The following is a 24480-nucleotide window of genomic DNA, read 5'->3' as shown; positions in this document are numbered from 1 at the left end:
CGACCTACCCCGTCATCCCGGCATGCTCTTGGCCGGGATCTCAGAAATACCACGGGTAGGGCGACCAGTCCGGCTTGCGCTTCTCCAGGAACGCGTCCCGGCCCTCCACCGCCTCGTCGGTCATGTACCCCAGCCGCGTCGCCTCGCCCGCGAACAGCTGCTGGCCGACCAGGCCGTCGTCGGTCAGGTTGAACGCGTACTTCAGCATCCGCTGGGCCTGCGGCGACTTGCCGAGGATGTCGGCGGTCCACTCCAGGGCCTCGTCCTCGAGCCGGTCGTGGTCGACGACGGCGTTCACCGCGCCCATGTGGTGCATCTGCTCGGCGGTGTAGGGGCGGCCCAGGAAGAAGATCTCGCGGGCGAACTTCTGGCCCACCAGCTTCGCCAGATACGCACTGCCGTAACCGGCGTCGAAGCTGCCCACGTCGGCGTCGGTCTGCTTGAACCGGGCGTGCTCGCGGCTGGCCAGGGTCAGGTCGCACACCACGTGCAGGCTGTGCCCGCCGCCCGCGGCCCAGCCGTTCACCAGCGCGATGACCACCTTCGGCATGAACCGGATCAGCCGCTGCACCTCAAGGATGTGCAGCCGGCCCGCGCGCGCCTTGTCCACGGTCTCGGCCGTCTCCCCGGAGGCGTACTGGTAGCCGCTGCGGCCGCGGATGCGCTGGTCGCCGCCGGAGCAGAACGCCCACCCGCCGTCCTTGGGACTGGGCCCGTTCCCGGTGAGCAGGACCGCGCCGACGTCGGAGGTCATGCGCGCGTGGTCGAGCGCGCGGTACAGCTCGTCGACGGTGTGCGGGCGGAACGCGTTGCGCACCTCGGGCCGATCGAACGCGACGCGCACGGTGCCCTGCTCGATGTGCCGGTGGTAGGTGATGTCGGTCAGGTCCTCGAACCCCGCGACGGGTTCCCACAGCTTCGGGTTGAAAGTCACGGGTGCCATTTTGCTCGTTGCGCCCGACGGTTACCCGTGGGTTGGGTTGGACAGCGTAAGAATGGCGGTTACGGTGCAGTGATGAGTGAGCGAGTGGAACCGGTCATCGACCGGAGCGCGATCGAGGCGGATCGCTACGAGCATCACGGCGGATTTCCCAAGGTGGTCGAGGCCGAGCCCGGCCCGAACTTCGGCGCGTTCGTCGGGGCCATGCGCACGCTGCAGGATCTCGCGGTGTCGGCGGACTGCCCGGACGAGGTGTACGGGCAGGCGCTCGCGCAGGCGAGGAGACTCATCGATCTGCTCGAGCCCTATCGCGCACCGGAATTGCACAGCCCGGCCGGGCGGGTCACCAAGCTGCCGGGGCGCGGCAGCCTGCTGATGCCGCCGTGGCAGGTCGTCGAGGCCGGGCCGGGCGGCGTCCGGATGCGCGGGCAGTTCCGCCGCTACCACCTCGGCGGCAACAACGCGGTGCACGGAGGCGTGTTGCCGCTGCTTTTCGACGACCTGTTCGGCTCGCTCGTGCACTACGCCGGACGGCCGATCAGCCGCACCGCGTACCTGCATGTGAACTACCGGAAAGTCACTCCGTTGGAGACGCCGTTGCTGGTGGAGGGCACCGTCGATCGGATCGAGGGCCGCAAGACCTTCGTCACCGCGCGCCTGACCGACGAATCTGAAACATTGCTGGCCGATTGTGAAGGGCTCATGGTGCAGTTGCTGCCGTGGCAGCCGTAGCGGGTCGGACCGCGTGTGCCACGTTCGTCCGGTGCGTATAGTTGCGTGCGCTCGCTCATCGAAAAACTATCCGGAGGAACCTGAAAGTGGTTGCAGCACTGTCTGAATCCCTGCTCGACGACGCCAAGCGACCGGCCTTCATCGCCGATGCCCAGCAGGTGCTGGAAGCGGAGGTGTCGGACAAGGGTGGCGCGTCCGGCCTGGCTGTGAAGGGTGCGTACGCGGCGGCGAAGAAGGTCAGTCCGACCATCGTCACGGACGGCCTGGAGTCGTTCGTGCCGAAGTTCGTCGAGCGGCTCGAGCCGTACTGGGCGGAGTACCAGGCCTCGGGTAACGGCTCGTTCGCCGACCTGCTGGTCGCCAAGCAGGACGAGGTTGCCGAGGCACTGCTCGCGGTGACCGACGCGCGGGCCGAGAGCTCCTCGCGCCCGGCCCTGAAGAAGGCGTACTCCGCGGTGCGCTCCTCGGCGAAAAAGCATGTCACCGAGGCCCTTCCGCGCGTCGGCGACCTCATCCAGCGCCACGCTGGATAATCTGCCGCGCCTGTCGAATGATGCGCACCGGCCCGATCTTGCGGCCGGTGCGCGTTCGAATCCGGTCGGGCGGCGTCGAATTGGGCGCTCGCCCGATTCTTGTTCCCCGGGGGCGGGAATCGGGGTGGTGTGGTGCGCCCTACATTTCCCCGGCGGACTTGCCGATGCGCCAGTAACCGGTGAAGGTGATGTCCGCCTTGGGGATTCCGCGTTCGCCGGACAGGTGGCGGCGTAGGCCGGAGGCCAGTTTCTGCTCGCCCGCCACGAACGCGTAGACGTCCGCGCCGGGGAGGTCCGCCGCGCGCACGGCATCCAGGGCGGGTCGGCCGATCTCGGTGGTGGGATCGGTGCGCGGCAGCCAATGCACCTGCACGCCTTCGGGTTCGTCCAGGTCCTGCGCGTCGTCGGGGTGCGGGATCTCGAGGAAGGCGGCACCGCGCAGGTCGCGCGGGGTGGACCGCAGCACGCCCGCGATCGCCGGCAGCGCGCTCTCGTCGCCGACCAGCAGCACCGACGAAGTGTGTTGCGGCGCTTGGTACATGATGCCCTCGTCCAGCAGTCCGACCTCGCTGCCGATCGCCGCGCCGCTCGCCCACGCGCAGGCGGGGGTCTCGTCGCCGTGCATGGCGAAATCGATGTCGAGTTCGGCGGTGTCGCCGTAGCGCCCCTGCCCGGCCGGGTAGAACTCGCGCACGGTGTAGTTGCGCACCACCGGACGGTGTTCCTTGCTCATCATCAGATACTGCGCGTACCAGAGATTGCTGGCCGCGGTCGGCAGACGCAGCCCGGAGCGGCCCGGCAGGAACAGCCGGAACCACTGATCGAATCCCATCGGGACGAACGCGTCCAGCCCCGCGCCGCCCAGGGTGACGCGGACGAAAGTGGGGCTGACCTGTTTACTCGCGACAACCTCGGCGGTGAGTAGCTGCCGCTCCTCGGGCTTGAGGTACTTGGTGCGCTTGGCCATGCCGGTTAGGTTAGCAAAACCTAACTTATACCGATAGGTGTGAGCGGGCCGACTCCCCATCGCGGGGCGCTGTCTGGGAGGCTGGGGTCGTGAATCCTTCGACAGCACAGGCCCAGGTCGTCGTCGACGAGCTGGCGCGCGGGGGAGTGCAGGATGTCGTGTTGTGTCCCGGTTCGCGCAACGCGCCGCTGGCCTTCGCCCTGCAGGCCGCCGACGCCGCGGGCCGGCTGCGGCTGCACATGCGCATCGACGAGCGCACCGCGGGATTCCTCGCCATCGGACTGGCGGTGTCGAGCGGGCGGCCGGTGCCGGTCGTGATGACCTCCGGGACCGCCGTGGCCAATCTCGGCCCCGCCGTGCTGGAGGCGAACTACGCGCGCCAGCCGCTGATCGTGCTGAGCGCCAACCGTCCCTACGAGATGCTGGGCAGCGGCGCGAACCAGACCGTCGAGCAGTTCGGCCTGTTCGGCAGTCAGGTGCGCGCGGCCATCAGCCTCGGGCTGGCCGAGGTCGAGGACGGATACCGGCGACAGAACAGCGTGTGGCGCGCGGCGGTGTGCCGGGTGCTCGCCGCGGCCCGGGGCACCCGCTCCGGCAATGCCGGCCCCGTGCAGTTCGACATCCCGCTGCGCGAGCCGCTGGTGCCCGACGCCCTGGCGGGGGAGTCGTTCCCGGCGGGTCGGGACGGGGGAAAGCCTTGGACCGCAACGCAGTACGCGACGCTGGACGTGCCGCTGGAACTCGATCTCACCCCGGACACAGTGGTCATCTCGGGACACGGCGCGGGTCATCGCCCGGAACTGGCCGCGCTGCCGACGGTCGCCGAGCCGACCGCGCCGATGCACGGCCCCGCGCTGCATCCGCTCGCGCTGCCGCTGCTGAAGCCCCGGCAGGCCATCATCACCGGCCGCCCCACCCTGCACCGGCAGGTGTCGAAGGTGCTCGCCGACCCTGATGTGACCGTCTACGCGCTCACCACCGGCCCGCGCTGGCCCGACGTGTCGGGCAACGTCGTGGGCACGGGCACTCGCGCGATCACCACCGGCGCGCCTGCCACCGAGTGGCTCGAGCACTGCGCCGAACTCGACGCCAAGGCACGCCAAGTCGTGCGGGACGAACTGGCACGGCACCCGAAGCCGACCGGTCTGCATGTCGCGGCGGTCGTCATGGCCGCGCTGCACGACGGGGACCAGCTACTACTGGGCGCCTCCAATCCGGTGCGCGACGCCGCGCTCGTCGCGCATCCGCGCCGGGGCATCAAGGTGCTGTCGAATCGAGGCGTGGCCGGCATCGACGGCACCGTGTCGACGGCCGTCGGGGCCGCCCTGAGCCACCCCGGCCGGACGATCGCGCTGATCGGCGATCTCACCTTCCTGCACGACGCCTCCGGGCTGCTGCTGGGCCCCGGCGAGCCGCGCCCGGCCGACCTGACCATCGTGGTCGCCAACGACGACGGCGGCGGCATCTTCGAAACCCTCGAACAGGGCGACCCGCAGTACGCGGGCGTATTCGAGCGCGTCTTCGGCACCCCGCACGGGATGGACCTGGCCGCGCTCTGCGCCGCCTACCGCGTGCCGCACCGGCAGGTCGACCCGGCCCAGCTGGCCGCCGAACTGACCGGTCACGCCCACGGCATGCGGGTGCTCGAGGTCGCCACGGAACGGTCCAGCCTCCGCGAACTCCACGCCACGGTGCGGGCCGGCATCGATCGGTAGGGCTCTCGCCGGCGTCGATCGGAAAGGCCCGCGGGCGTGGTGGTCGGTGGGGGCGGGCTCGGCTCAGTACTCGGGTTCGGCTGTGCCGTCCTCGTAGTCGTCGTCGAGCGGGACCGGGATGGACTGTTCGAGCACGTCGGCCTCGGCGGCCTCGCGATCCGCGCCGGCGGTGGGCAGCTCGGTCTCGGCGTCCTCGTCCTCGGGGTACGCCGGGAGGGTTTGTTCCCTGAAATCGGCTTCCGGAACTGCGTCGATGGCTGCGGTATCGAGAGTTCGATCGGTCATCGGATGCTCCTTTCCGCGGGTGGCCGATTCGCGCGACGTGGTGGCCGCGCACCATCGAGAATGCGCCCCCGGCGGCCGCCTGGCAACCTCCGCGCCACCGCGCCGGGCTCACTCCCCGGGCACGGCCGCGTCGTCGGCGGGGTATTCGACCAGGGCCAACGTGCGCGCGGCCATGAACCGGGCGGTACGCACCGGGACGCCGGTGCGAGTGATCTCACTGACCTCGACGATGCCGCGGGCGATGCGCACCTCGACCTTGCGGCCCGCCCTGGTCGCGGCCACTTCGTATGTGCGGGATCCGTCGCCGGTATCGACGACGATCTCCACTCGATCACCTCTCATCCTCCAATTCTCCCCGTCACCAGCGCTTTTCGCCGCTAACGAGTCGGTTGCGCGGTCCCGCCGTGCGTGCAGGCGCACGCTCGCCGGGCCGGCCGATGAGTTCGGGGCGTTCGTCCCGTCTCCTTCCGTGGATGCCCGCGATACGGGCACTCATGCCCGGAGAGGAGCGATCATGGCGAAGCCGGCGTTCGATATGGAGTCCGCCGCGGCGGGACTGGCGGCGGTGGTGGCCGGTATCACCGACGACGACCTGCGGAGCGGCACACCGTGTGCCGACACCGCCGTGCGCGATCTGCTGGCCCATGTGGTCGGTTTCACCGAGGCGTTCCGGCAGGCGGCCACCAAGGAGGCGGTGGGCCGCTCGGCTCCGCCCGCGGTCGGCGCGGCGGCCTCGCTGGCCGACGACTGGCGCACCCGGATCCCGGCCCAGCTGAAGGCTCTGGTCGCGGCCTGGCGCGACCCGGCCGCCTGGGACGGCGACACCGAGGCGGGCGGGGTAACCGCACCCGCCGCGGAACTGGCCGTCTTCGCGCTCGACGAACTCGTCATCCACGGCTGGGATCTGGCCTGTGCCACCGGACAGCCCTACGCACCCGCCGAGGAAGATCTGACGGTACTGATGGCCATGCTCGAGCGCACCCCGCCCGAGGGCGTCCCCGGCCTCTTCGGCCCCACGGTGCCGGTGCCGGACGACGCGCCCCTGTGGCACCGCGTACTCGGCCGCACGGGCCGCGACCCGTCACTGTCCGCGACCTGAGATACCGACTCCGCGGCACGAGAGGAGCGAGCGCTGTAAGGCCGGTCGGTGTCCGAGGGCGTTGTTCGTCAGGTGTAGAGACCGGCGCGGGCGGCCAGGGCGGCGGCTTCGGCGGTGGTGGTGGTGACGGTGTCGTCGAGGGGGTCGCCGGTGTTGAGGAGGCGGTAGTAGAGGGGGGCCGAGACGGCGGAGAGGACTGCGCGCGGGTCGGTTTCGGCGGGGATTTCGCCGCGGGCGATCGCGGCTTCGACGCAGGGGGTCCACTCGGTGAGGCGGGTGTCGTAGAAGTGGCGTAGTGCCGCGGCGGCGGCCGGGTCGAAAGTCGCCGCCGCCACCAGGGATTTGAACAGCGGGCCCTGGCGCGGATCGGTGAGCGTGGCCGTGACCAGTCGGGCGTTGGCGAGCAGATCACCGCGCAGTGACCCCGTATCGGCATGCGGCAGTGAGGTTTCCGCCATGTCCGAGAGCAGGTCGGCGACGAGTCCCGCGGGGGTGCGCCAGCGGCGGTAGACGGTCGTCTTGCCGACGTCGGCGCGCGCCGCGACCTCCGTCAGGTCCAGGCCCGCGAGGCCCCGCTCGGCCAGGAGGTCGCCGGCCGCGCGCAGGACGGCCTGCCGGACGCGCGCGGTGCGGCCGCCGGGACGCACCGATCCCGGATTGCCGGTGTCCTGAGTCATAACGGTTCTCCAGTTCCGTTAGGGGTGAAAGGAGTGTACAGTCCGAATCACTAATGAAGCTACAGTTCCTTTAGGAGTGGTCATGGAGTATCGGAGACTGGGCGCTTCGGGTCTGCTGGTTCCGGCACTGAGCTTCGGCGCGGGCACCTTCGGCGGGCGCGGCGAACTGTTCGGCGCCTGGGGCGACACCGACGCGCAGCAGGCGCGCCGGCTCGTCGACATCGCCGTCGAGGCCGGCGTGACCATGTTCGACACTGCGGACGTGTACTCCGACGGCGCCTCGGAGGAGGTGCTCGGCGCGGCCGTCCGGGGCCGCCGCGACCGAGTCCTGTTGTCCACCAAAGCCGCCCTGCCCACCGGTCCCGGGCCGAATGACGCGGGCTCGGGGCGCGCGCGGCTCATCGGCGCGGTCGAGGCCTCGCTGCGCCGCCTCGGCACCGACTATCTCGACCTGTTCCAGCTGCACGCCTTCGACGCCGGCACTCCGGTCGAGGAAGTGCTCGCGGCGCTGGACGATCTGGTGCGGGCGGGCAAGATCCGCTACGTTGGGGCCTCCAACTTCGCCGGCTGGCAGTTGATGAAGTCCCTCGCCGCGGCCGACCGGCACGGCCTGCCCCGCTACGTCGCCCACCAGGTGTACTACTCGCTGATCGGCCGCGACTACGAGTGGGAGCTGCTGCCGCTGGGACTCGACCAGGGCGTCGGCGCGGTGGTGTGGAGCCCGCTCGGCTGGGGTCGGCTCACCGGGAAGATCCGCCGGGGACAACCGCTGCCGGCCGGGAGCCGGCTGCACAAGACGGCCGAGGCGGGTCCGCCGGTCGACGACGATCTGCTCTACGACGTGGTCGACGTCCTCGACGAGATCGCCGCCGAGACCGGTCGGACCGTCCCGCAGATCGCGCTGAACTGGCTGCTGTCGCGGCCGACCGTCGCCACCGTGATCGTCGGCGCCCGCAACGAGGACCAGCTGCGCCAGAATCTCGGCGCGGTCGGCTGGCAGCTGACCGCCGACCAGGCCGCCCGCCTGGACAAGGCCAGCGCCGTGACCCCGCCCTACCCCTACTACCCGTACTACCGCCTGCCCGACTTCACCCGCCTCAACCCACCCGCGGTGTAACCTCTGCCGCCCCAGCGGGTCAGTACACGTCGCGCAGGTAGCGCTTCTCGGCGACGAGTTGTTTCTTGAAGGCGAGGGCGCCGTCGGAGTCGAGTTTGCCGTGTACCTGTGCGATGCGCAGCAGGGCGTCGTCGACGTCGCGGGCCATGCGGCCGGCGTCGCCGCACACGTAGAGGTGGCCGTTGTCCGAGAGCCAGGCCCACAGTTCCGCGCCGTGCTCGATCATCCGGTGCTGCACGTAGATCCGCTCGCGTTGGTCGCGGGAGAACGCCAGGTCCAGCCGGGTGAGGAAGCCGGTGCGGAACATGTCCTCGAGTTCGTCGCGGTAGTAGAAGTTGTCCGCGGCGTGCTGGTCGCCGAAGAACAGCCAGTTGCGGCCGCCGCAGCCGAGCGCGCGCCGCTCGTGCAGGAAACCCCGGAACGGCGCGATCCCGGTCCCGGGCCCGACCATGATCATCGGCGCGTTCGGGTCCAGCGGCGGCCGGAAATGCGGTGCGCGCTGGAGGAATACGGGTGCGGAGGCGTCGGCGCAGCGGTCGGCGAGGAAGGTGGAGCAGACGCCGCCGCGCTCGCCGTAGCGCACCACGCCGACCGTCAGCTGCACCTCGTGCGGGTCGACCAGCGGACTGGAGGAGATCGAATATTGGCGCGGCTGGAGCTTTTTCAGCGCGCCCAGCCATTCGACGAGGTCGGCGCGGACCGGGAAGTCGCGCAGCACGTCGACCGCCTGCCGGTCCCACAGGTAGCGTTCCAGCTCGTTGCGGTTGTCGCGGCGCAGCAGCTTGGCCAGCCGCGGGCTCGGGTTGTGCTCGGCGATGAAGGTCAGCAGGTCGCGACTGATCTTCGTGATGTCGTAGTGCGTGCGCAGCGCCTGTGTCAGGGGCACTTCCCGGTCGCCGAGCGCGATGCCGCGCTGCCCGTCCAGCCCGGTCGCGGCGAGCCAGTCCGCCACCGCCGCGTCGCCGTTGGCGGGCCACACGCCCAGCGAATCGCCCACCTCGTAGGTGACTTCGAGCCCGCGCAGATCGAAGCCGAACTGCCGCACCTCTTTTCCGGCTCCCGGGCGGGACAGCAGGGTGTTGCGGGTCAGCGGCGCGTGCAGGGGCGCGTTGCGGGTGAACGGTGGCGCGGCCTGCTCGATGCGTTCGCGAGCGGGTGCCGCCAGCACCATCGTCGACGTAGCGGTCCGGTCCTGCGCCGACTTCGTCATCGGTGCCGCGTTCAACCGCGTGGAACCGGCGGGCGCGGGAGCTACGGTCCCCGCTGTCGACATTCCGTCCGAATTACTTTGTGACGCACTATCTCCCGAGTCACCTAGCGCGACGATGACATCCTCGAGCCAGCGCTCCGACAGCTCCTCGTGATCCGGTTCGCTGTCGACGCGCGGCAGCAGCCGCGTCGCACCGCGCTCACCCAGCGTCCGGTCCAGGGCCCGCCCGTGCCCGCAGAAGTTGTCGTAGGAGGAGTCGCCGAGGCCGAAGACCGCGAAGCGCAGGTCGGTGAGCCGAGTGGCGCTGTCGTGCAACCGTCCCCAGAAGTCCGCGCCGTTGTCGGGCGGCCCGCCGTCGCCGAAGGTGCTGGTGATCACCAGCACGTCGCCGGACAGGTCGGGCAGCTCGCAGGCCGCCATGTCGAGCAGCCGCGGCCGGAATCCGGCCGCCGTCAACCGCGCCGCGGCCTCCGCCGCCAGTTCTTCCGCGGTGCCGGTCTGCGAGGCCCACAGCACGGTGACCGGACGACCGTCGGGTTCCTCGGTGACCGCCTCGAGTTCGCTTGCCCTCGAATACATTCCGGCGAGCAACCCGTTGATCCACAGGCGGCTGGCGGCCGACAGCGGTGCGCTCTCGGGCAGCACCGGCTGCCCCCGCACCGGCAGTGATTGCAGCGCCGCCAGATAGCCGCCGAGGTAGATGCGCTCGGTCTCGCTGAGTGTCGGCGGTGTCGCGGTGTCCAGGCCCAACATCGCCGCCAGCGGGTGCGCGGCGGGCGCACCGGTGACGGTGGCGGGCACGGGCTCCGGCATGGTCGCCACCTTTCGCAGCGCGACCGCGCAGGCCTTGAACTCGGGTTGCAGCGAGGCCGCGTCGACCGCGTCGTTGGTGACCGCGTTGACGGTCAGGTATTCGCCGTGCTCGTCGTTCCAATGGAAGGGCGCGAAGCAGTCGCCGGGCCGCACCCGGTCGCTGATCCGCACCGGCAGCACGGCCCGCCCGCGGCGCGAGGCGATCTCGACCTGGTCATCGGCGGTGAGGCCGAGCCGTTCGGCGTCGGCGGGATGGATCTCCACGAACGGTTTCCCGTTGAGCCGGTTCAGCTTCGCGACCCGCCCGGTCTTGGTCATGGTGTGCCACTGGTGCGGCAGCCGCCCGGTGTTGAGGACGAACGGGTAGTCGTCGTCGGGCATCTCGTCGGGGGACATGTGCGGGCGCGGCCAGAACACCGCCCGCCGGCTCGGTGTCGCGAAGGCCAGCCGCGGCCGATGTCCCCGCTCGTCGGTGAACAGTTCCTGGCTGACACCGTCGTTGAGGTAGCGGATCGGATTGCGGCGGCGGCGCGGGTCGGGACACGGCCACTGCGCGGGGCCCTCGCGCAGCATCGCGTAGTCGATGCCGGTCAGGTCGTAACCCGTTGCGGGATTGGCGAATCCGCGAATCTCCTCGAACACCTCCGCACTGGAGCGGTAGTCGAAACCCTCGAAGCCCATGGCCGTCGCCACCTGGGCGATCAGCAGCCAGTCCGGCCGGGCGTCGCCGGGTGGATCGATCGACCGTCGCAACAGGGTGACGGTGCGCTCCGAATTCACCATGGTGGCATCGGATTCCGCCCACAGGGTCGCGGGCAGCAGCAGGTCGGCGTAGGCGTTGGTGGCGGTCTCGGTGTAGACGTCCTGCGCGATCACCAGTTCCGCCGCCTCCAGCCCGGCGATGACGGTCTTGCGATTCGCGACGGTGGCCACGGGATTGCTGCACATGACCCAGCACGCCTTGATGCGGCCGTCCGCCAATCCGCGGAACATCTCGATGGTCCCCGGACCCGATTCCGCCCGCAGCGCACCGGGTTCCAGGCCCCACGCCGTCTCGACGAAGGTCCGGTCGGCCGCGGACAACACGCTGCGCTGGCCGGGCAGGCCGGGGCCCAGGTAGCCCATCTCCCTGCCGCCCATGGCATTCGGCTGTCCGGTGAGGGAGAACGGGCCGCTGCCCGGGCGGCAGATGGCGCCCGTGGCCAGGTGCAGATTACACAGGGCGTTGGTGTTCCAGGTGCCGTGGGTGGACTGGTTGAGACCCATCGTCCACAGCGACATCCACTCGCCCGCCGCGCCGATCCACGTTGCAGCCGTGCGGATGTCGGCCTCCGCCAACCCGGTGAGCTCGGCGACCCGGGCGGGCGGATAGTCGGCCAGGAACTCCGGCATCGACTCCCAGCCTTCGGTGTGCTCGGCGATGAAATCCTCGTCGATGTCCCCGTTCTCGACGAGCAGGTGCAGCAGCCCGTTGAGCAGCGCGAGATCGGTGCCGGGCGCGATCTGCAGGAAAAGGTCGGCCTGCGCGGCGGTTTCGGTGCGGCGCGGGTCGACGACGATCAGCTTCGCGCCGGCCCTGCGGCGATCGGCCATGCGCAGGTACAGGATCGGGTGGCAGTCGGCCATGTTCGCGCCGATCACGAAGAACAGGTCGGCGTGCTCGAGGTCGTCGTAGGAACCCGGCGGGCCGTCCGCGCCCAGCGACTGCTTGTACCCGGTCCCCGCGCTGGCCATGCACAGTCGCGAGTTGGCTTCGATGTGCAGCGTGCGCAGATAGCCCTTGGCCAGTTTGTTCGCCAGGTACTGCGCCTCCATCGAGAGCTGGCCCGAGACGTAGAGGGCGATGGCGTCGGGACCGTGCTCGTCCAGGATCGCCCGCAGGCGCGCGGCGGCCTCGCGCACCGCGTCGTCCACCGGGACCGGCGTCGGCGACTGCCCGCGTTCGGGGCGGCGGTGGGCGGTGGTCATGCGGCCGGGCGCGCGCATCAGGTCGGCGTGCGTGGCGCCCTTCGTGCACAGGCGTCCGGCGTTGACCGGGTGCAGCTTGTCGCCCTGCACCTTCGCGATCACCGGCGCGCCGTGCTCGTCGGCGCCGGTCTCGACGACGATGCCGCAGCCCACGCCGCAGTACGAGCACGCCGTGCGGGTGGTGCTCGGGCTGCTCGCGGCTGCGTCCGACATGAGTCCGATGATGTCCAGCCGGGATTGCGCCGGATTTACCGGACGTTATCGGCACGTTGCGAAAGTGCTCACCTCGGGAATCCGTGCCTGTGAGATTCGAGAAACGCCTGTTCGGCAGGCTTTTTCGGGGCGGCGGTCAGCGGCCCCGCCGCGACGTGAGCAGTATCACCGCAGCCGCTAGCCGAGCTTGTAGCCGCGGTGCAGCGCCACGATGCCGCCGGTCAGGTTGCGCCACTTCACCGCCGACCAGCCCGCGTCGGCGAGACGCAGCGCCAATTGCGGCTGGTTCGGCCACGCCCGGATCGACTCGGCCAGATACACGTACGCGTCCGGATTGCTGCTGACCGCCCGCGCCACCCGCGGCAGCGCCTTCATGAGGTACTCCATGTACAGCGTGCGGAACGGCGGGAACACGGGTGTGGAGAACTCCGCGACCACCAGCCGCCCGCCGGGCTTGGTGACGCGCAGCATCTCGCGCAGCGCCGCGTCCGGGTCGGAGACGTTGCGCAGCCCGTAGGAGATGGTGACCGCGTCGAACACCGCGTCCGCGAACGGCAGCGCGGTGGCGTCACCGGCGACCATCGGCACCTTGCGGAAGCGGCCGGCCGCGAGCATCCCCTGGGAGAAGTCGGTGGCCACGCACCAGGCGCCGGACTTGGCGAACTCCAGCGTGGACACGCCGGTGCCGGCCGCCAGGTCCAACACCCGCTCGCCGGGGCGCAATTGCAGCGCCTTGCGCGTCGCCCACCGCCAATATCGGTCCTGGCCACCGGAAATCACCGTGTTGGTGAGGTCGTACCGCTTCGCGACCCCGTCGAACATCGACGCGACCTCGTGCGGCTGCTTCTCCAGCGAGGCCCGGAACGACTCTGTCTTCGCCACGGTCCCGACAGTAACGTGCGGCCGCGGACGAGATCGCCGGACCCGCTCACCGGGAGAGCATGCGGTACAGCGTGGTCCACGCGTCGGGCGGCACGTAGCCGACCGGTGCGTCGACGGGCACCCCCGCCGCGGCACAGGCCCGCCGCACCGCACCGGCCCGATACTCGCGGCACAGCGAGGCGGCGAGCGAACCGCCCACACCGGAGAACCCGAGATCGACCAACCGGCGATACGCGGCGGCTTCGGCATGGGCGACCAGCGGTTCGGTACGTCGGCGCAGGTGCAGGACGGCGGCGTCGACCGACGGGACCGGATGGAAGCTGGTGCGCGCGACGCGGGCACCCAGCGCCATCGAGACCCACGGCCAATTGCCGACGGTGAGCTTCGACCAGCGGCCGTAGTCACCCGAGTGCTTGCGTGCGAACTCGCGCTGGGTGAGCAAGGTGGCGGTGGTCAGCCGCGGGGCCGCCAGGCACCAGCGCACGATGTCGGTGGTGATGCCGAACGGGACGTTGGCGACCACCGCGAACTCCTCGCGCGGCGGCCGCACGGTGCGAAAGTCCCTGTGCTGGACGGTGATTCGCGCGACCCGCGCGTACCGGCGGCGCAGGCGGTCGGCGTAGCGGGGATCCTGCTCGTAGGCCAGCACGCGGGTGCCGGTGGTGAGCAGGTGCCGGGTCAGCATGCCGTCGCCCGGGCCCACCTCGAGGACCAGGGCGCCGGGAGCGAGCCCGGCGGTGCGCACGATCAGCGCCGCCGCACGGGCGTCGACCAGGAAATTCTGTGACAGCGTCATGCGCGCTCGCGGCGCGCGCGACAGTGAACGGGACATGGGGTGTCCTCCGAACGGAGCGGTCGAATCAGGAAGAGTGATTCGCCCGGACCCACGCCGGTGCGCACGAGAACACGGCCTGTCGGCCGGCGGTGCGGCTCCGAATCAGCGGAGCGCGATGCGATGCGCGGGCAGGGTCCAGGCCGCTGCGCGCAGTCGCACGAAATACGCGCCCACCGCGCACGCGCCGTTCACGCCCGGACCTCCCATGCGCCCCACCCTAAACACCCCTGCCCCGGACAGCCACCGAATTATCGCCGCTTCGCAGGATGCGGCACATCGACTGGCGGCCGCGCCTATGCGCTGCGGTACAGGCTTTCCGGGGTGGCGCCGAGGACGTCGGTGTAGTGGCCTAGCAGTTCGTCGCAGATGGCGGGCCAGGTGCGGTGGAGGACGGATTTGCGGGCGGCGGAGGAGAAGCGGGTGCGTAGCCGCGGGTCGCGGAGGGCCGCTACGGCGCTGGGGAGTAGTTCACCGAAGCGGTCGACCGGGAGGAGATAGCCGTTGCGGCAGTGCGAGATCAGGTCGCGGGGACCGCCGGCGTCCGGTCCGATGACGGGGAGCCCGGCGGCGAGGGCTTCCTGGACGCCCTGGCAGAACGTCTCGTGTTCGCCCGGGTGCACCATCACGTCCAGGCTGGCGTACGCCTGCGCCAGTTCGGAGCCGCCGAGTTCGCCGGTGAACACCGCTGTCGGCAGCAGCCGCTCCAGCCGGGCGCGTTCGGGGCCGCCGCCGACGATCACCAGCCGGATACCCGGGTCGTCGGCGAGTACCGCCAGCCGGTCCACGTGCTTCTCCGGCGCCAGCCGGCCGACGAAACCCACGATCAGCTCGCCGCCCGGCGCCCACCGCTCGCGCAGTCCGGCCGACCGCGCCGACGGCGTGAACCGGGCGATGTCGACTCCGCGCGCCCACCGGTGCACCCGCGGAATGCCGTGCCGGGCAAGGTCTTCCGATGCCGCCGTGGACGGCGCGAGGGTGCGTGCGGCCCGCTGGTGAATGCGCCGCGTCCACGCCCAGGCCGCCCGCCGCGTGGGCCCGAGCCCGTAGCTGGCAGCGAATCCCGCCACATCGGTCTGATACACCGCGACCGCGGGCAGATCCAGGCGCACCGCCGCCGCCGCGCCCCCGGCGCCCAGCAGGAACGGCGACGCCAAATGCACCACGTCCGCGTCGAATTCGTCGATCGCCGCGGTGATCACCGGCTGCGGCAACCCGACCGGCAGCGAACTGATCTTCGGCACCCGCACCGCGGGCACCCGCAACACCGGGAACCGGCCGTACGCGCGCGGCGCCGGCGGCAGCCCGCGCGGCGTGTCCGGCGCGATGACGAGGGCCTGATGACCGTGGCGCTCCAGGTGATCGAGCACCTGCACCACGGAGTTGACCACGCCGTTCATGTTGGGCAGAAACGACTCCGCGACAATCGCAACACGCACTCTCCGAGTGTGCGCAGCGCGTGACGCGAACCCGCCACACCGAGTTGACGCCCGTACGAAGATCGGGCGAACACTGCACGACGCCGTCTCGGGCTCACGCCCCGGCGCGGCGCTCCGATCGGCGCAGCAGCCACAGCACGGGGAGCGCCAGCGCCCACGCCACCACGATCACCGACAGCGCGGGAATGATCGCGACCCGGGCGTCGCGGCCGGCCACGCGCACCAGGTCCGGATCTTCCTTGCTGTACTCGACGTTGATGCGCTCGCCCGCGGTCAGCTTCGTCGGATACAGCACGCCCACCTTCGGGTTGCGCGTCACACCGTCGGGCGTGACATAGGTGACCGCGGACCGCAGCCGCCCCGCCGACAGCACTTCCGCGCTGGTCACACCCTTGTTGGCGGTGATCAGATAGTCGTCGCGCCAGGCCGCCAGCACCAGCAGCACCGCCAGCACGCTCACCGCCGCCGCGGCCACCACGACCCCGATCCTGCTGCGCCGCAACCTACGCGGCCGGGGCGCGTCCGAAGGGCCGAGCCGAGGCTCGGTCGGACGGCTCCGCACCTGATCAGACTGGGTGGTTTCCGACACCGCACCAGGCTATTGCATCGCTCGGCTAGCGTGTGCGGCCATGTCCCGAAAATTCAGCTTCACCGTGTCATACACCGTCCCGGTAGAAGAGCTTCACCGGGCGATCACCAGCGCCGAGATGTGGCAGGCCCGGTTCGCCGGCGCCGAGACCGCCACCCTCGAGCTGTCCCACCCCGCCGGGCCGGGCACCATTCGCGTGCACATGACCGAACGCGCCCGTCAGGACAAGATTCCGGCCATCGTCAGCAAGGTGCTCAAGAGCGAGTTGGTGCTCGAGCGCACCGACGACTGGGGCCCGCTCGACGGCGACACCGCCAAGGGCTCCTTCACCGGCGCCTCGACGGGCGTCACCACCGAGATGTCGGGCACCTACCTGCTGCGGCCCACCGCGGAAGGATCCGAGATCGAGGTCGCCGGCACCGTCGCGGTGAAGGTGCCGCTGGTGGGCGGCGCCATCGAGCCGCTCGCCGAGAACCTGCAGCAGCGGGTCGTCAACAGCGAGCGCAAGTTCATCGAGAACTGGCTGGCCACCGCCGACGCCTGAGTCCGCTGACCGGCACCGCCCCGAAACGCCTGCGGGCGTGGCGGTTCGGTGCCGGAACGGTGGCCGCCGGGGTTTACGACCAGTCGGCGGTCGCCGGATCGAACTCCCGCTTCTCCACCAGCACCAGCCAGTTCCCGGAGTTGTCGCGCAGCACCGCCTCGACGCCGTAGGGGCGTTCCGAGGGCGGCTGCACGAACTCGACGCCCTTGGCGGTCAGCTCCTCGTAGGCCTTCTGGCAGTTCTCGGTGTTGAGACCGAGCGCCCCGTGCGTCCCGTTCGCCATCGATCGGCGGATCGCCTCGGCGAGGCCGTCGTCCAGCGGGGGACCGGGCACCATGAGCGTCACCTCCAGTTCGGGGTGGTCCGGCTGCACCACGGTGACCCAGCGGAAACCGTTGTCGCCCATGGTCACGTCCGCGCCCTCGACGAAGCCCAGCTTGTCGATGTACCACTGCTTGGCGGCGGTCTGGTCGGTGACGTACACCGTCACCAGCGAAACATTCTTGATGGTTGCCATGGGGTAAGGCTAGAGAGCGGGCCACCGTGCACGCTTCTCCGAAATTGCTGTGTCAACCAGGACTTCTGCGGTCGGACAGGCCGTGCATGAAGACGTAGCAGCCGGGAATCATGGGCGCGCCCTCGGCGGCGAATTTCGCCTGGTAAGCCGAAGGGGACAGGCCCACCAACTCGGTGAACTTGCGGCTGAACGAGCCGAGGCTGGTGTAGCCGACCAGCACGCACGCCTCGGTGACGGTGACATTGGTGGCGCGCAGCAGGTCCTGGGCGCGCTCGATGCGCCGCTCGGCGAGGTAGACCGCGGGCGTCTTGCCGTAGGTGGCCGCGAAGCAGCGCAGGAAGTAGTACTTGGACACCCCGGCGGCCGCGGCCAGGCCGTCCAGGTCCAGCGGGTCGGCGTAGTGGCGGTCGGCGAGGTCGCGCGCCCGCCGCAGGTGCGGCAGCAGCTCCAGCGGCGGCTCGGGCCGCCCACGCTCGCTCATACTCGAATCATCGCTCGAGGCACCGACAGGAACCGGATCAGGTGAAGGGGGGCAGGTCGTCGAACCGCATCGACCCCCAGCCCGCCGCGCGCCACGCCCGGGCGGTGAGATCGGCGTCCTCCTCGGTGACCAGATTGCCCATCACCCGAACGGCCGTGCGCTGCAAGTACTTCGACCGCATCACCGGCGGACCGCCCGTCGGCACCATGCGCGGGTGGGTGGCCAGCGCGGCGAGGCGGCGCGCCACCGAGAACGTGCGGCCGTACCGGGCGCGCAGCAGATCGGGCCACAGCGTGGTCAGGTCGGGTTCGTCGAGCAGCTTCGCGAGCAGGTGCCCGCCCTCCAGGCCGTAGTCGATGCCCTCGCCGTTGAGCGGATTCACGCACCCGGCGGCGTCGCCGACCAGCGCCCAGTTCCGGCCCGCCACACCCGACACCGCGCCGCCCATCGGCAGCAGCGCCGAGGCCACCGCCCGCGCCTCGCCCTCGAATTCCCACTCCCCGCGCCGCAGCGAAACATAATGCTGCAGTAAGGGTTTCAGCGCGATGTGGGAGGGCCGCCGCTCGGTGGCCAGCGAGCCCACGCCGATGTTGACCTCGCCGTTGCCCAGCGGGAACACCCAGCCGTAGCCGGGCACCAGGGTGTTCTCGGCGTCGCGCAGCTCCAGGTGCGAGGTGATCCACTCGTCGTCGCTGCGCGCCGATGTGATGTAGGCCCGCGCCGCCACGCCGTAGGCGAATCTGCGATGCCAGGTGCGCCCCAGCAACTTGCCCACCGGCGAGCGCACGCCGTCGGCCACGATCAGCGTGCGGCAGGTGATGTCGTGCGTGCCGTCCGCAGTGCGCACCGTGACGCCGGTGACCCGATCGCCCGCGCGGGCGACGTCGACCACCCGCGTGCCGTCCACCGTGCGGGCGCCCCACGCCACCGCCGTCGCGCGCAGCTTGTCGTCGAGTTCGGTGCGCGCCACCGCGCTGCCGTACCCGGGGAACGACCCGTCCGGCCAGCTCAGCAGGGCCTCGCGACCGAACCCGGTCATCCGCAAACCGCGGTTGACGGTGTGCTCACGCAGCCAGTCGCCCAGTCCGAGATGCTCGAGTTCGGCCGTCGCCCGGGGCGTCAGGCCGTCGCCGCAGGTCTTGTCGCGCGGGAAGACCGCGGCATCGGTGAGCAGCACGTCCCGCCCGTCGCGGGCCGCCCAGGCCGCGGCGGCCGAACCCGCCGGCCCCGCGCCGACCACCAGCACGTCGGCGTGTGCGGGCAGGGCGGGGGAGCGGCCACGCGCGTCCGTCGCCGCCGCCCCGCTCGCGGTACTGCCATCCGCTGCACCCATGGGCCCAATCCTTGCAGTAGCCGCCGAGGCTGTCGAAGGCGCGCCGCCGACGCTGTCGGATTCGTCCCAGAGTGACTCCGTTCATGGGCACGTCACCACCGACACGCTAGGTTCTTGGGTGTGGGGACGGAACCGGCAGTGGGAGATGGCATGAGTGCATCGTCTGTGACCGATGAGACCACCGTGGTCGCCGGGGTCGATCTCGGCGATGCCGAACTCGCCTCGACCGTGCGCAACGGTCTCGAGGAGGTCGAGAAGCTACTGATCAGCGAGCTGTCGGACGGGGAGGAATTCCTTCAGGAGGCGGCGCTGCACCTGGCCAAGGCCGGCGGCAAGCGCTTCCGCCCGCTGTTCACCATCCTCACCGGACAGCTCGGCCCGCGCCCCACCGACCCGGAGCTGATCACCGCCGGCACCGTCGTCGAACTGGTGCACCTGGCCACCCTCTACCACGACGACGTGATGGACGAGGCGTCCATGCGCCGCGGCGCGGCGAGCGTGAACTCCCGGTGGGGCAACAGCATTGCCATCCTGGCCGGGGACTACCTGTTCGCGCACGCCTCGCGGCTGGTCTCCACCCTGGGCCCCGACGCGGTCCGCGTCATCGCCGAGACGTTCGCCGAACTCGTCACCGGTCAGATGCGAGAAACCATGGGGGCCAAGCAATCCCAGGATCCGGTCGAGCACTACCTGCGGGTGGTGTGGGAGAAGACCGGCTCGCTGATCGCGGCCGCCGGCCGGTTCGGCGGCACCTTCTCCGGCGCCGGCCTCGAGCACGTGGAGCGGCTGGCCCGGCTCGGCGACGCCGTCGGCACCGCGTTCCAGATCTCCGACGACATCATCGACATCGCCTCGGTGTCCGAGCAGTCCGGCAAGACCCCCGGCACCGACCTGCGCGAGGGCGTGCACACCCTGCCGGTGCTGTACGCGCTGCGCGACGAGGGCATCGAGGGTGACCGGCTGCGCAAGCTGCTGGCCCGCCCGCTGGAGACCGACGCCGAGGTCACCGAGGCGCTGGACCTGCTGTCCCGCTCTCGCGGCATGGTGCTGGCCAAGGAGAAGCTGCAGGGCTACGCCGACATCGCGCACGCCGAGCTGGCCGCCCTGCCCGGCGGCCCCGCCAACGAGGCGCTGGAACGCCTGGTCCGCTACACGATCGAGCGGGTCGGGTAGGTGGCGGGAACCTCCGCCCCGCGCTCCGTCGTTGACCAGCTGTAACGCGATCGATGGACGGGGGCGTGAAGGAGTGCGATGCACGGGCATGGTGGGTTCGGTAACGGACTGAAGACGTTCGGACTGATGGTCGGGCTGTCGGCGCTGATCGTGTTCGCCGGCGCGATGTTCCGCAACCCGACCATCCTGGTGATCGCGATCCTGCTGGCCGTGGGCATGAACGCCTACGCCTACTTCAACAGCGACAAACTGGCGCTCAAGGCGATGCACGCGCAGCCGGTCTCCGAGCTGGAGGCGCCGGTCATCTACAAGATCGTGCGCGAGTTGGCCACCGCGGCCCGCCAGCCGATGCCGCGGCTGTACATCAGCCCGACCAACGCCCCCAACGCGTTCGCCACCGGTCGCAACCCCCGCCACGCCGCGGTCTGCTGTACCAGCGGCATCCTCCAGATTCTCGACGAACGCGAGCTGCGGGCGGTGCTGGGCCACGAGCTGTCGCACGTCTACAACCGCGACATTTTGATCTCCTCGGTGGCCGGCGCGATGGCCGCGGTCATCTCCGGCCTGGCCAACCTGGCCTTCTTCGCGAGCATGTTCGGCGGCGGCAACCGCGACGGGGAGGGCCCCAACATGCTGGGTGTGTTGTTGGTCTCCCTGCTCGGACCCATCGCCGCCACGCTGGTGAAGCTGGCCGTCTCCCGGTCCCGGGAGTACCAGGCCGACCAGGACGGCGCCGCGCTGACCGGCGACCCGCTGGCCCTGGCCTCGGCGCTGCGCAAACTGGAACGCGGCACCCAGGCCGCTCCGCTGCCGCCGGAACCGCAGCTGACCTCGCAGTCACACCTGATGATCGCCAACCCGTTCCGGGCCGGCGACCGGATGGCCCGCTGGTTCTCCACCCACCCCCCGATGGGCGAGCGCATCGCCCGCCTGGAGCAGATGGCCGGCGGCCCGCGGAACTACCGGTAGTTCACGAACTGCAGCGCCACCTCGAAATCCGCGCCCTTGAGCAGGCTGATCACCGCCTGCAGGTCGTCGCGCTTCTTGCCGCTGACGCGTAGCTCGTCGCCCTGGATCTGCGCCTTGACGCCCTTGGGGCCCTCGTCGCGGATCTTCTTGGCGATCTTCTTCGCGTTCTCCGTGGAGATGCCCTGCACGAGCGTGCCCGTGATCTTGTACACCTTTCCGGAGGACTGCGGCTCGCCCGCGTCGAAGGCCTTCAGCGAGATGTCCCGGCGAATCAGCTTCTCCTTGAACACCTCCAGCGCGGCCTTCACCCGGTCCTCGGAGTCCGCCGAGACCACGATCTTCTCCTCGCCGGACCACTCGATGCCCGCCCCGGTGCCCCGGAAGTCGTAGCGGGTGTTGAGCTCCTTCGCCGCCTGATTGAGCGCGTTGTCGACCTCCTGCCGATCGACCTTGCTCACCACATCGAATGACGAATCGGCCACCCTGCGCTCCTGTCTGAGATTTCGATCCGGACGTTCCGGCAGCAGAAGATTTCTACCCCACCACCGAAGTTAGTCCCGCGCGCACCGGCTTGGCCAGCCGGTTTGCATCCGGGGGCCGGGGTCGTTGTATTCTGCTCAGCGCGCTCATTCAGCGCACCAGGCGGATTGCCCGAGTGGCCAAAGGGAGCTGACTGTAAATCAGCCGCGAAAGCTTCGGAGGTTCGAATCCTTCATCCGCCACCCCCTTCAGGCCCTCTCCTCAGCGAGAGGGCCTGAGTCGTTTCCGAGGCCTTGTTTACGTCCTTGACCAGGCAATTTGGTAACAACGCGGTCGGGTGTGTAACCTCGTTCAAGGCTTCGACGCCCCGGGTAGCGAGCGATCGTCACACGGAGCGTGAGTAGCTGTGCCCCCTTAGCTCAGTCGGCAGAGCGTTTCCATGGTAAGGAAAAGGTCAACGGTTCGATTCCGTTAGGGGGCTCGCCGGATTGCCGGTGGTGACCGACTCGGCACTCTGAGCACTAGCACCGAGAGCCGGGCCGTACCCGCCGCAGTACCGCGCATATGGCGGTGTAGCTCAGGCGGTAGAGCAAACGACTCATAATCGTTGTGTCGCCGGTTCGAGTCCGGCCATCGCTACCCCATACTGATTGACCCTCAGGTTGACCGGAAAGAAGGCATATCGTGGCCGCGAAGTCCACCGATGTCCGGCCAAAGATCACCTTGGCCTGCGAAGAGTGCAAGCACCGCAACTACATCACCAAGAAGAACCGGCGTAACGACCCGGACCGCCTCGAGCTGAAGAAGTTCTGCCCGAACTGCGGCACCCACCGGGCTCACCGCGAGTCTCGCTAATCTCTCCACGCGTGCACGCTGCCGCGTTGGTCTGAAGTGCCGGAGCAGGTTTCCCGCTCCGGCACTTGGTGTAAGTGCGGTGGTGAACGCTCCGCCGACTCCCGGTAGCGGGGTCAGATAGGGACAGCCTTCCGTGACAATCAACACCGGTACCGAGGTCGAGACCGTGCCGCCCGCCGCGGCCGACGATGCGGCGCTCGACCCCGCCGCGCACGCGGCGGCGATGGTGGGGCACCACTACCGCGTCGACGACTACTACGAGGTCGGCCGCGAGAAGGTGCGCGAGTACGCGCGCGCCGTCCAGGACTACCACCCGGCGCACTGGGACGAGGACGTCGCCCAGGAGTACGGCCACGACAGCCTGGTCGCCCCGCTCACCTTCATCTCCCTGGTCGGAATCCTGGCCCAGCGCAAGCTGTTCGAGCAGGTCGTCACCGGTTACGACCTGAGCCAGATCATGCAGACCGACCAGATCCTGGAGTTCCACCGCCCGATCCGGGTCGGCGACCAGCTCACCTGCGACGTCTACCTGCACTCGTTCCGGCAGGCCCCCGGCGGCGCCGACATGATCGTCACCAAGAACATCGTCACCGCGCAGAACGACGAGCTGGTGCTCACCACCTACACCACCCTCGTCGGCCGCAGCGGCGCCGAGATCGACCCGAACATCGGCGACGCGGTCCGCAACGTGCTGATGCACGGCATCGGCGAGGCCCCCGGCCACCGCCCGCGCACCGGCGAGACCGCCGCGGCACCCGCCCCGACGGCCACCGTTCCCGCCGCGGCGCCCGGCAAGCGCGCGCTGGCGTTCGACGACGTGACCACCGGCACCGAACTACCCTCGCGCACCGTGCGGCTCACCCGCGGCGACCTCGTGAACTACGCCGGCGTCTCCGGCGACGCCAACCCGATCCACTGGAGCGACGACGTCGTCAAGCTGGTCGGCCTCGACGACGTGGTGGCGCACGGCATGCTCACCATGGGCCTCGGCGGCGGCTTCGTCACCTCCTGGCTCGGCGACCCGGGCGCGGTCAAGGAATACAACGTCCGGTTCACCAGCCCGGTCTACGTGCCCGCCGACCGCCCGGCCGAGATCGAGTACACCGGCAAGGTGAAGTCGATGGACCCCGAGACCCGCACGGCCGTCGTGGCGATCGTCGCGAAGTCGGAGGGGCGTAAGATCTTCGGACGTGCCACGGCCACGGTGCAACTGGGGTAGCCGAGCGGCGCGGCCGGACCCGATTGGCGATCCCGAGGATCGGTAACGTACACTCGGGTTTCTGGGGTCACCAGCCGCTGCGCGCTGCTCTGAGGGGCTGGTTCCGGACGGGAAACCGTCGGGGCCGGCAACGCCGGAGCGGCGCGCGTGTTGTGTGATACCCGGGCACAACTGAAGAAGAACGGTGCTGGATGCGCTACATCGGTCCAGCCGAAGGGGCGTAGCTCAATTGGCAGAGCAGCGGTCTCCAAAACCGCAGGTTGCAGGTTCAAGTCCTGTCGCCCCTGCACTGGAAGCCAGCGACGAGAGAGGATCGACGTGAGCGAGCGAAGCGAGCGGGCCATCGGCACAGCGCGCCTCGCGCAGGCCCACGGCGAGCACAGCGAGGAGTGGGCGTGAGCGACGAGCGGGACATTCGCCACGGCGCGCATGCGTCCGATGACGATGACACCGCCGCGGTGAGTCGGCCGAGCGGCAAGCGGTCGGCCCGCCGGGCTCGCACGTCCTCGCTGGACACCGGCGCGGTCGCCACCATCGAGCGCGCCCCCGACTCACGCAAGGCGTCCAAGACGGACAAGAAGGCGCGCGGTTCGGCGAACCCGTTCAAGCGCCTGGTGAAGTTCCTGCGTGAGGTGGTGTCCGAACTCCGCAAGGTGATCTGGCCCAACCGCAAGCAGATGGTCACCTATACGAGCGTGGTCTTGGTGTTCGTGGTCTTCATGGTCGCGTTCATCTACGGGTTGGATGTGGCGTTCATCAAGGGTGTCGACTGGCTGTTCGGCTAGCTGACCCGCGGCGCCGGTACCCGTTCCCGGTCGTGCCCGATTGCGGTCGGGCCGGGGCGGCACCATCCGCCGGATTCACCTCCGGCACGCAGAGGAAGTTAGTGACGACACAG

25 protein-coding genes and 4 tRNA genes are annotated in these 24480 nt (G+C 70.0%); 15 read left to right on the top strand and 14 right to left on the bottom strand.

What is annotated here, in order from left to right; genetic code table 11:
- Positions 1-40: 40 nt before the first annotated feature.
- A complete protein-coding gene (locus tag IU476_RS15355) occupies positions 41-943 on the bottom strand; it encodes a 1,4-dihydroxy-2-naphthoyl-CoA synthase (protein ID WP_195100651.1) in 903 nt (300 codons plus the stop codon).
- A gap of 72 nt (positions 944-1015) precedes the next feature.
- Between IU476_RS15355 and IU476_RS15350 the strand changes: the two genes are divergently transcribed.
- Entirely contained in the window at positions 1016-1672 is a 657-nt protein-coding gene (locus IU476_RS15350; RefSeq protein WP_195100649.1) for a PaaI family thioesterase, read from the top strand.
- A gap of 86 nt (positions 1673-1758) precedes the next feature.
- Positions 1759-2205 carry a DUF6918 family protein gene (locus IU476_RS15345; protein ID WP_187685454.1) on the top strand — a complete coding sequence of 149 codons (447 nt, stop codon included), beginning with the start codon at positions 1759-1761 and terminating at the stop codon, positions 2203-2205.
- A 139-nt stretch (positions 2206-2344) separates the two neighbouring features.
- On the opposite strand, the gene IU476_RS15340 is transcribed toward IU476_RS15345, so the two are convergent.
- Positions 2345-3172, bottom strand: a complete 828-nt coding sequence (locus IU476_RS15340) for a siderophore-interacting protein (RefSeq protein WP_195100646.1) — start codon at positions 3170-3172, stop codon at positions 2345-2347.
- Between the two features lie 89 nt (positions 3173-3261).
- Between IU476_RS15340 and menD the strand changes: the two genes are divergently transcribed.
- Complete coding sequence (gene menD / locus IU476_RS15335) at positions 3262-4887, top strand: 2-succinyl-5-enolpyruvyl-6-hydroxy-3-cyclohexene-1-carboxylic-acid synthase (RefSeq protein WP_195100644.1); 1626 nt, start codon at positions 3262-3264, stop codon at positions 4885-4887.
- Positions 4888-4950: 63 nt separating this feature from the next.
- On the opposite strand, the gene IU476_RS15330 is transcribed toward menD, so the two are convergent.
- Positions 4951-5172: an Rv3202a family protein gene (locus tag IU476_RS15330; protein WP_195100642.1), complete on the bottom strand. Its 222-nt coding sequence runs from the start codon at positions 5170-5172 to the stop codon at positions 4951-4953.
- A gap of 108 nt (positions 5173-5280) precedes the next feature.
- Positions 5281-5514 (bottom strand): DUF8836 family protein, encoded by a 234-nt coding sequence (locus IU476_RS15325; RefSeq protein ID WP_195100640.1) that lies wholly within the window; start codon positions 5512-5514, stop codon positions 5281-5283.
- 172 nt (positions 5515-5686) lie between these two features.
- On the opposite strand from IU476_RS15325, the gene IU476_RS15320 reads away from it, so the two are divergent.
- On the top strand, positions 5687-6271 hold the full coding sequence (locus IU476_RS15320) for a TIGR03086 family metal-binding protein (RefSeq protein ID WP_195100637.1): 585 nt from the start codon (positions 5687-5689) through the stop codon (positions 6269-6271).
- A gap of 68 nt (positions 6272-6339) precedes the next feature.
- Here IU476_RS15320 and IU476_RS15315 read toward each other — a convergent pair whose 3' ends face one another.
- Positions 6340-6948: a TetR/AcrR family transcriptional regulator gene (locus IU476_RS15315; RefSeq protein ID WP_195100635.1), complete on the bottom strand. Its 609-nt coding sequence runs from the start codon at positions 6946-6948 to the stop codon at positions 6340-6342.
- Positions 6949-7030: 82 nt separating this feature from the next.
- Here IU476_RS15315 and IU476_RS15310 point away from each other — a divergent pair, with 82 nt between their 5' ends.
- Positions 7031-8065 carry an aldo/keto reductase gene (locus IU476_RS15310; RefSeq protein WP_195100633.1) on the top strand — a complete coding sequence of 345 codons (1035 nt, stop codon included), beginning with the start codon at positions 7031-7033 and terminating at the stop codon, positions 8063-8065.
- 19 nt (positions 8066-8084) lie between these two features.
- Here the strand turns inward: IU476_RS15310 and IU476_RS15305 are convergent, their stop codons facing one another.
- From IU476_RS15305 to IU476_RS15285, 5 genes are all read right to left on the bottom strand, one after another.
- On the bottom strand, positions 8085-12269 hold the full coding sequence (locus tag IU476_RS15305; protein ID WP_195100631.1) for a bifunctional nitrate reductase/sulfite reductase flavoprotein subunit alpha: 4185 nt from the start codon (positions 12267-12269) through the stop codon (positions 8085-8087).
- Between the two features lie 177 nt (positions 12270-12446).
- A complete protein-coding gene (locus tag IU476_RS15300; protein ID WP_195100629.1) occupies positions 12447-13151 on the bottom strand; it encodes a demethylmenaquinone methyltransferase in 705 nt (234 codons plus the stop codon).
- 46 nt (positions 13152-13197) lie between these two features.
- Positions 13198-13947 carry a 23S ribosomal RNA methyltransferase Erm gene (gene erm, locus IU476_RS15295; RefSeq protein ID WP_228823670.1) on the bottom strand — a complete coding sequence of 250 codons (750 nt, stop codon included), beginning with the start codon at positions 13945-13947 and terminating at the stop codon, positions 13198-13200.
- 332 nt (positions 13948-14279) lie between these two features.
- Positions 14280-15422, bottom strand: a complete 1143-nt coding sequence (locus IU476_RS15290; protein ID WP_195100625.1) for a glycosyltransferase family 4 protein — start codon at positions 15420-15422, stop codon at positions 14280-14282.
- A gap of 94 nt (positions 15423-15516) precedes the next feature.
- Complete coding sequence (locus IU476_RS15285) at positions 15517-15984, bottom strand: DUF3592 domain-containing protein (RefSeq protein ID WP_438944014.1); 468 nt, start codon at positions 15982-15984, stop codon at positions 15517-15519.
- Positions 15985-16051: 67 nt separating this feature from the next.
- Here IU476_RS15285 and IU476_RS15280 point away from each other — a divergent pair, with 67 nt between their 5' ends.
- Positions 16052-16555: a DUF2505 domain-containing protein gene (locus IU476_RS15280; protein WP_195100623.1), complete on the top strand. Its 504-nt coding sequence runs from the start codon at positions 16052-16054 to the stop codon at positions 16553-16555.
- A gap of 73 nt (positions 16556-16628) precedes the next feature.
- On the opposite strand, the gene IU476_RS15275 is transcribed toward IU476_RS15280, so the two are convergent.
- The 3 genes from IU476_RS15275 to IU476_RS15265 are packed head-to-tail and all read right to left on the bottom strand — an operon-like array spanning position 16629 to position 18886.
- Positions 16629-17072 (bottom strand): VOC family protein, encoded by a 444-nt coding sequence (locus IU476_RS15275; RefSeq protein ID WP_195100621.1) that lies wholly within the window; start codon positions 17070-17072, stop codon positions 16629-16631.
- Between the two features lie 52 nt (positions 17073-17124).
- Positions 17125-17553, bottom strand: coding sequence for a helix-turn-helix domain-containing protein (locus IU476_RS15270; protein WP_195100619.1), 429 nt, complete (start codon positions 17551-17553; stop codon positions 17125-17127).
- 37 nt (positions 17554-17590) lie between these two features.
- The gene (locus tag IU476_RS15265; protein WP_195100616.1) at positions 17591-18886 is read right to left on the bottom strand and encodes a geranylgeranyl reductase family protein; all 1296 of its coding nucleotides are present in this window, start codon (positions 18884-18886) and stop codon (positions 17591-17593) included.
- A 150-nt stretch (positions 18887-19036) separates the two neighbouring features.
- On the opposite strand from IU476_RS15265, the gene IU476_RS15260 reads away from it, so the two are divergent.
- Positions 19037-20059, top strand: coding sequence for a polyprenyl synthetase family protein (locus IU476_RS15260; RefSeq protein ID WP_195100614.1), 1023 nt, complete (start codon positions 19037-19039; stop codon positions 20057-20059).
- Between the two features lie 78 nt (positions 20060-20137).
- Entirely contained in the window at positions 20138-21028 is an 891-nt protein-coding gene (gene htpX, locus IU476_RS15255) for a zinc metalloprotease HtpX (RefSeq protein ID WP_195100612.1), read from the top strand.
- On the opposite strand, the gene IU476_RS15250 is transcribed toward htpX, so the two are convergent.
- Positions 21019-21510: a YajQ family cyclic di-GMP-binding protein gene (locus tag IU476_RS15250; RefSeq protein ID WP_195100608.1), complete on the bottom strand. Its 492-nt coding sequence runs from the start codon at positions 21508-21510 to the stop codon at positions 21019-21021. The two genes, htpX and IU476_RS15250, sit on opposite strands and share 10 nt — an antisense overlap.
- Before the next feature lie 159 nt (positions 21511-21669).
- Between IU476_RS15250 and IU476_RS15245 the strand changes: the two genes are divergently transcribed.
- From IU476_RS15245 to secE, 7 genes are all read left to right on the top strand, one after another.
- Positions 21670-21750: transfer RNA gene (locus IU476_RS15245), tRNA-Tyr, on the top strand.
- Between the two features lie 166 nt (positions 21751-21916).
- Positions 21917-21989: transfer RNA gene (locus tag IU476_RS15240), tRNA-Thr, on the top strand.
- Between the two features lie 85 nt (positions 21990-22074).
- Positions 22075-22147: transfer RNA gene (locus IU476_RS15235), tRNA-Met, on the top strand.
- A gap of 45 nt (positions 22148-22192) precedes the next feature.
- A complete protein-coding gene (rpmG, locus tag IU476_RS15230; RefSeq protein ID WP_019049401.1) occupies positions 22193-22363 on the top strand; it encodes a 50S ribosomal protein L33 in 171 nt (56 codons plus the stop codon).
- 133 nt (positions 22364-22496) lie between these two features.
- Positions 22497-23582: a fused (3R)-hydroxyacyl-ACP dehydratase subunits HadA/HadB gene (locus IU476_RS15225; protein WP_438944013.1), complete on the top strand. Its 1086-nt coding sequence runs from the start codon at positions 22497-22499 to the stop codon at positions 23580-23582.
- A 214-nt stretch (positions 23583-23796) separates the two neighbouring features.
- Positions 23797-23869 (top strand) — tRNA-Trp (locus IU476_RS15220).
- A 108-nt stretch (positions 23870-23977) separates the two neighbouring features.
- A complete protein-coding gene (gene secE, locus IU476_RS15215; RefSeq protein WP_195100606.1) occupies positions 23978-24367 on the top strand; it encodes a preprotein translocase subunit SecE in 390 nt (129 codons plus the stop codon).
- Positions 24368-24480 lie beyond the last annotated feature (113 nt).

It is taken from the genome of Nocardia blacklockiae (assembly GCF_015477355.1).
Lineage (GTDB): Bacteria > Actinomycetota > Actinomycetes > Mycobacteriales > Mycobacteriaceae > Nocardia > Nocardia blacklockiae.
Note: the sequence above shows the minus strand (reverse complement) of the source record. Positions and strands in the feature narration are given on the sequence as shown.